Raw genomic sequence first — 5,937 nt, 5'->3', positions numbered from 1 at the left:
CGGAGCGGGCGGCGGCGCAACCGGCGCGGGAGCGGCCGGTTCGGGCGCCTCTTCGCGCGGCGCGGGGGCGGGGCCTTCCTGGAACCAGCTATGCTTGCAGGCGGCGCACCGCACCTGGCGTCCGTCCGGGCCGACGGCGGTGTCGGGCACGATGTAGCGCGTCGCGCAATTTGGGCACACCAGGATCATTCTGCTTCATAGGCATGGCAGGGACTCTAGGGCAAGAGTCTGAAACACAGACCCGCTCATGGGCGCGACTCGCGGCATTGCGCGGGATAGTTTGTCGGCCTGCCCTTTACGCGTCCCCGCCGCCTGTGCCATGGCAGGGCTTCGGGGAAGCAGGGAGCGCATCGGCGCCACACGTCACTTATGTCGGCCATCGTCCAGTTCGAAAATGTCGGCCTGCGCTATGGTCTGGACAGCGAGACCCTGTCCGACGTCAGCTTCTCGCTCAACAGCGGCGATTTTTATTTCCTCACCGGCAGCTCGGGCGCGGGCAAGACATCCCTGCTCAAGCTCCTTTATCTCGCCCAGCGGCCCAGTCGCGGCGTGATCCGCCTGTTCGGCGAGGATGTGGTGACGCTCCCCCGCAAGCGCCTGCCCGGCTTTCGTCGCCGCATCGGCGTCGTGTTCCAGGATTTCCGGCTGGTCCCGCATCTGTCCGCCTATGACAATATCGCCCTGCCGCTGCGGGTCGCGGGCATGGAGGAAAGCGAGATCGACGCGCCGGTCAGCGAAATGCTGAACTGGGTCGGGCTGGGCGATCGCGGTCAGGCGCGGCCCGCCACCCTGTCGGGCGGGGAGCAGCAGCGCGTTGCCATCGCCCGCGCGGTGATCGGCCGGCCGGAGATTCTGGTCGCCGACGAACCGACGGGTAACGTCGACGCGGACATGGCCCGCCGCCTGATGACCCTGTTCGAGGCGCTCAACCGCCTCGGCACGACCATCGTCGTCGCCACCCATGACCTGCCGCTGATGGCGCAGGTGGCGAGCGCGCAGATGATGCGGCTGGACAAGGGCCGGCTGGCCGATCCGACCGGCGCGCTGCGCTATCCGCCCCGTCCGCAGGGTGGCGCCTGATGGCCGGGGGCAATCGTCGCAGCGCGGCCGCCGCGCGCCATCGCCTGCTGCCCGCCGGTCGGGTGGCGGGGCCGATGCCCTGGATCATCGCGATCATGATGTTCCTTACCGTGCTGGCCGCCGCGGCGGGCCTGGGCCTTGGCACCGCCGTCCGCGCGATGAGCGCCGATCTTGCCGGCCGCGCCACGGTTCAGGTGGTGGAGGCCGATGCGCAGCAGCGCGATCGTCTCTCCGCCCGCGTGCAACAGGCGCTGCGCGGCAATCGCGATGTGCGCCAGGTCGCACCGGTCCCGGCCGCTACGCTGGCGCAGCAACTGCGTCCCTGGCTCGGCGCCGATGTGACCAGCGGCGACCTGCCGATCCCGGCGCTGATCGACATCAGCCTGACGCCGGGCGATGCGACGGCCAAGGTCGACCGGTTGCGCCGGTCGCTCGCTACCCTGTCGCCCAGCCTGCGGGTCGAACCCCATGCCGCCTTCCTTGCCCCGCTGGCCGGCCTGCTCACCGCGCTGGGCTGGCTGTCGGGCGGGCTGGTGCTGCTGATGGGGCTCGCCACCGGCGCCGTCGTCGTGCTGGCGGCGCGAGGCGCGCATGACAGCCATCGCACCACGATCGAGGTGCTGCACCTGATGGGCGCGACCGATGTACAGATCGCCCGCCTGTTCCAGCGTCGGATCGCGCTCGACGCCACCATGGGCGGCGCATTGGGCTTTTCCTTCGCCGTGCTGGTGATCCTGCTGATCGGCGCACGCCTGTCGGCCACCGGATCGCAGCTGATGGGCGCGGTCGCCTTGCCCTGGACCAGCTGGGCGCTGCTCGCGGCGCTGCCGATTGCCGGCATTCTCCTGTCGACGCTCACCGGCCGCTGGACAGTGCTGCGCGCACTCGGGCGCTCGCTATGATCGTCCGCCTGATCGCCGTTACGCTGCTCGGCTGGATGCTGGGCTTCGCCTGGTTCGCGATGTTCCTGCCCCAGCCGCTCGACGGGCGACAGACCGACGCGATCGTCGTGCTGACCGGCGGCGCCGGTCGGATCGACCGGGGGCTGGCCCTGCTGGAGGAAGGCGCGGCCAAGCGCATGCTGATTTCGGGCGTCGACCGCTCGGTCCGTCCGGTCGAACTGGCGGCCGAATACAAGACGCGGCTGTCGCTCTTCACCTGCTGCATCACCCTGGGGCGCGAGGCGATCGACACCCGCTCCAACGCGATCGAGACGGCCCGCTGGCTGGAACGGCGCGATTATAAGAGCGTCCGCCTCATCACCACCGACTGGCATATGCGGCGTTCCGCGCTCGAACTGCGTCAGGCGCTTCCGGGCCGCATCAACCTTGTCTATGACGCGGTGCCCAGCCGTCCCAGCCTCACCATATTGGTGCGGGAATATAATAAATATCTCGCGCGCCGCGTGGCCGCGCTCTTTGGTATCTGATCCATGACCCTGTTCATTGCCCTTCGCTCGCTCGTCTTCATGCTGGCCTTCTATGTCGGCACGGCCTTCTTCGTGCTGGCGGCCGTCATCGGCGGGATGTTCAAGCCCGCGCATGTCCAGTCGGCGGCGACCGGCTGGAGCCGCTTTCATCGCCTCTGCGTGCGCTGGATATTGGGGCAGCGGATCGTGGTCGATGGCGACCTGCCGATCGGTCCCTATCTCTACATCATCAAGCATGAATCGATGTTCGAGACGATCGACCTGCTCTGCCTGTTCGACCGGCCGGTGATCGGTGCGAAACGGGAACTGCTCGATATTCCCTTCTGGGGCGGCATCGCCCGGCGCTACGGCCTGATCCCGATCGAGCGGACCGCCGGCGCCAGCGCGCTGCGAACCTTGCGTGCCTCCGCCAAGGACGCCGTGGCGCAGGGGCGGGCGGTCTGCCTGTTCCCCGAAGGCACGCGCGTTCCCCATGGCGAAGCGCCGCCGCTCAAGTCGGGCTTTGCCGGCCTCTACAGCCTGCTCGGCCTGCCGGTGGTGCCGATCGCGATCGACAGCGGCGTCGTCTCACCGCGCGGCAAGTTCCTCAAGCGCCCCGGCACGATCACCTACAAGGTGGGTGAGATCGTCCCCACCGGCCTCGACCGCAAGGAGGCCGAGATCCGCGTCCACGCCGCGATCAACGCGCTCAATTGAACAGATTCGCAAAGCGCCCTTGGCGCTTTGCCAAGCCCGCGCGGCGCCTGAGCGTTTCAAGCTGCTGATGCTTAAGCATCATGGCAGCTTGCTATCAATGCGACCGGCCGAAGTCGGGCTTGGCGTCGTCCTGGCCCTGTTCGATGATCGACCGGCGGATCGCGCGGGTGCGCGTGAACAGGTTGAACAGCGTGTCGCCGTCATTCCAGCGGATCGCCCGCTGTAGGGTCGACAGATCCTCCGAGAAACGCTGCAGCATTTCCAGCACTGCGTCCTTGTTCGCCAGGAACACGTCGCGCCACATAGTCGGGTCCGATGCGGCGATACGGGTGAAGTCGCGGAAGCCGCCGGCCGAATATTTGATCACCTCGCTCTGGGTGACATTCTCCAGGTCGCTGGCCGTGCCGACGATCGTATAGGCGATCAGGTGCGGCAAATGGCTGGTCACCGCCAGCACCAGGTCATGATGCGCCGGGTCCATCGTCTCGACATCGGCACCGACCCGGCGCCACAGTTCCGACACCCGCTCGACCGCCGCCGGATTGGCATCGGCGGGCGGGGTGACGATCGACCAGCGGCCCTTGAACAGGGTGGCAAAGCCCGCTTCCGGCCCGCTATTTTCGGTGCCGGCCACCGGATGCGCCGGAATGATGATGCGGCCGGGCAAAGCGGCGTTGAGCTGCGCCAGCACGTCCGCCTTGCACGAACCCACGTCGCTGATGATCGCATCGGCCGGCAACTCGTCGGCAATCTCCGCCGCTGCCGCGCCCATGGCGCGCACCGGCACGCACAATATCACCAGTTCGGCGTCGGTCACCGAAGCGCTGGCCGTATCGGTGATGTCGTCGCACAGGTCGATGCGGCGGGCGGTTTCGCGCACCGCCGGATCGGCATCATGGCCGGTGACACGGACGGTCGGCATATATTCGCGGATCGCCCGCGCCAGCGAGGATCCGATCAGGCCAAGGCCGATGATGGTGACACGGGAAAAGGGCAGCATAGCGTCAGGCCGCCTCCGCCATGGCGCGCAGCTTGGCGGCGACGGCGCGGGTCTGTCCCTCGGTGCCGATGGTGATGCGCAGGCCATTGGGCAGGCCCTGGCCGGGCAGCCAGCGGGTGGCATAGCCCTCGTCCCACAGCCCTTTCATCGCCGCCTCGGCGGTCAGCTTGCCGTCGAACAGGATCAGCAGGAAATTGGTGCGGCTCGGCACCGCGCGCAGGCCATGGTTGGAGAGGGACGCGATCTCGCCGGCCAGCCATTCGCGCCATTGCGCATTATGGGCGCGGCTCGCCTCGACCCATTCATTATCCTGGATCGCGGCGACCGCAGCGGCCTGGCCGGCGGTGGTCACGTTGAACGGCGCGCGGATGCGGTGGAGGATGTCGATCACATCCTGGCTGGCATAGCCCCAGCCGATCCGCTCAGCGGCCAGACCATAGATTTTCGAGAAGGTGCGGGTGACGAACACGTTGCTGGCGGTCTTGGCCAGTTCCAGCCCCGCATCATCCTCGTCCGCGTCCAGATATTCGGCATAGGCCTGGTCGAGCACGAACAGGATATCGGGGCGCAGCCCGGCGTGCAGCCGCGCAATCTCCTCCCGGCTGGTCATGGTACCGGTGGGATTGTTGGGGTTGGCAAGGAAGACGACCTTGGTCTTCTCCGTCACGCAGGCCAGCAGCGCATCGACATCGGTCGCATAATCGGCGTCGGGCGCCTCGATCGGCGTCGCGCCGACGCGGCGGGCGGCAATGTCGTAGACCGAAAAGCCGTAGCGCACATAAAGCACCTCGTCGCCCGGCCCGGCATAGGCGCTGGCGGCGATATGCAGCAGTTCGTCCGACCCGGTGCCATAGATGATGCGCGCCGGATCAAGCCCATGGACCGCACCGATCGCCTCGCGCAGCTTGGCCGCGCCCGGATCGGGATAGGTGGCCAGGTCCGCCGTCGCCGCCACCAGCGCCGCGCGGGCAGCCGCGCCGGTGCCGAGCGGGTTCTCGTTGGCGGACAGCTTGATCAGCGGCCGGCCGTCATCGGCGGCGGACTTGCCCGGCACATAGGCATGAATGCCGAGAATCCAGTCCTTGGGGGCGGGTTTTGCTGCAGCGTCGCTCATGGAGCGCGGCTTTAGCGGCTTCCGCGCCAAAGGCAAAGCGGCTGGATCAGCGCGGCGCAGCCAATTCCTGTCGCGCCAGTTCGCGCTGGGCACGGAACACCGGATCGGACTGCAACCGCGCATAGGTGGCCGATGCCACGACCCGGCCGGCCAGCGTGTCGCTCAGCCAATGGGCGCGACAGATGACCCGGCTCTCGCCAAATTCATAACCGCGCTTGAGCAGGGCATCCTGCTTGTCGGGCATGACGTCGGTCAGGACCAGCGCCAGCATCCAGCCGATCGCGGTATGGCCCGACGGATAGGAGCCGTCCTTGCGCAGCATCGGCTCGTCCTGCGGGCGGCAGGTATTGCCGTCATGCTCCACGAACGGGCGCACCCGCTGATAATGGCCCTTGGCGCGCGAGGTGGAGAAGGCGGCGTCGGCCGCCGCGCGGCGCAGCAACATGGTCAGGTGCGGGTGGGTGCCGTCCGACAGCGACAGGCCGGCGATCGGCTCGAACGACTGGACCATGTGCGGCCAGCCCAGGTCCGCGTCCGACGCGGCCAGCGCCTGGCGATCGGCCGGCGCGGCGAGCGCGGCGCGATAGGCTTCCTCGTCGGCCGCCTTGGCGGCGGTGC

General features: G+C 68.1%; 8 protein-coding genes. 4 read left to right on the top strand and 4 right to left on the bottom strand.

The features are described 5' to 3' along the window. Positions 1–189 (bottom strand): MJ0042-type zinc finger domain-containing protein (locus A0U87_RS25245; RefSeq protein ID WP_170978472.1); only part of this gene is annotated, 189 nt, incomplete at its 3' end. A gap of 180 nt (positions 190–369) precedes the next feature. Between A0U87_RS25245 and ftsE the strand changes: the two genes are divergently transcribed. From ftsE to A0U87_RS25225, 4 genes are read left to right on the top strand one after another with little or no spacing between them, the layout of a single operon-like run. Next, positions 370–1,080: a cell division ATP-binding protein FtsE gene (gene ftsE / locus A0U87_RS25240; protein ID WP_004208937.1), complete on the top strand. Its 711-nt coding sequence runs from the start codon at positions 370–372 to the stop codon at positions 1,078–1,080. Continuing rightward, positions 1,080–1,982 carry an FtsX-like permease family protein gene (locus A0U87_RS25235; protein ID WP_122928397.1) on the top strand — a complete coding sequence of 301 codons (903 nt, stop codon included), beginning with the start codon at positions 1,080–1,082 and terminating at the stop codon, positions 1,980–1,982. The genes ftsE and A0U87_RS25235 overlap by 1 nt, the downstream gene beginning before the upstream one ends. After that, a complete protein-coding gene (locus A0U87_RS25230) occupies positions 1,979–2,509 on the top strand; it encodes a YdcF family protein (RefSeq protein WP_010338644.1) in 531 nt (176 codons plus the stop codon). Before A0U87_RS25235 ends, A0U87_RS25230 begins: the two co-directional genes overlap by 4 nt. A 3-nt stretch (positions 2,510–2,512) precedes the next feature. Then, on the top strand, positions 2,513–3,205 hold the full coding sequence (locus A0U87_RS25225; RefSeq protein WP_037509970.1) for a lysophospholipid acyltransferase family protein: 693 nt from the start codon (positions 2,513–2,515) through the stop codon (positions 3,203–3,205). A gap of 94 nt (positions 3,206–3,299) precedes the next feature. Here A0U87_RS25225 and A0U87_RS25220 read toward each other — a convergent pair whose 3' ends face one another. The 3 genes from A0U87_RS25220 to A0U87_RS25210 all read right to left on the bottom strand — a co-directional run. Beyond that, a complete protein-coding gene (locus A0U87_RS25220; protein ID WP_048938557.1) occupies positions 3,300–4,205 on the bottom strand; it encodes a prephenate/arogenate dehydrogenase family protein in 906 nt (301 codons plus the stop codon). A 4-nt stretch (positions 4,206–4,209) separates the two neighbouring features. Further along, complete coding sequence (gene hisC / locus A0U87_RS25215) at positions 4,210–5,319, bottom strand: histidinol-phosphate transaminase (RefSeq protein WP_048938558.1); 1,110 nt, start codon at positions 5,317–5,319, stop codon at positions 4,210–4,212. A 46-nt stretch (positions 5,320–5,365) separates the two neighbouring features. Then, on the bottom strand, positions 5,366–5,937 hold a 572-nt coding region (locus A0U87_RS25210), incomplete at its 5' end, for a phosphatase PAP2 family protein (protein WP_137406111.1).

Source organism: Sphingobium sp. MP9-4 (assembly GCF_005281675.1).
In the GTDB taxonomy this organism is placed as follows: Bacteria; Pseudomonadota; Alphaproteobacteria; order Sphingomonadales; family Sphingomonadaceae; genus Sphingobium; species Sphingobium yanoikuyae.
Note: the sequence above shows the minus strand (reverse complement) of the source record. Positions and strands in the feature narration are given on the sequence as shown.

Bases quoted from the DNA above. Each gene is read 5' to 3' on its own strand.
- A0U87_RS25220 (WP_048938557.1), bottom strand. From the start codon at position 4,205: ATGCTGCCCTTTTCCCGTGTCACCATCATCGGCCTTGGCCTGATCGGA.
- ftsE (WP_004208937.1), top strand. From the start codon at position 370: ATGTCGGCCATCGTCCAGTTCGAAAATGTCGGCCTGCGCTATGGTCTG.
- A0U87_RS25225 (WP_037509970.1), top strand. From the start codon at position 2,513: ATGACCCTGTTCATTGCCCTTCGCTCGCTCGTCTTCATGCTGGCCTTC.
- hisC (WP_048938558.1), bottom strand. From the start codon at position 5,319: ATGAGCGACGCTGCAGCAAAACCCGCCCCCAAGGACTGGATTCTCGGC.
- A0U87_RS25235 (WP_122928397.1), top strand. From the start codon at position 1,080: ATGGCCGGGGGCAATCGTCGCAGCGCGGCCGCCGCGCGCCATCGCCTG.
- A0U87_RS25230 (WP_010338644.1), top strand. From the start codon at position 1,979: ATGATCGTCCGCCTGATCGCCGTTACGCTGCTCGGCTGGATGCTGGGC.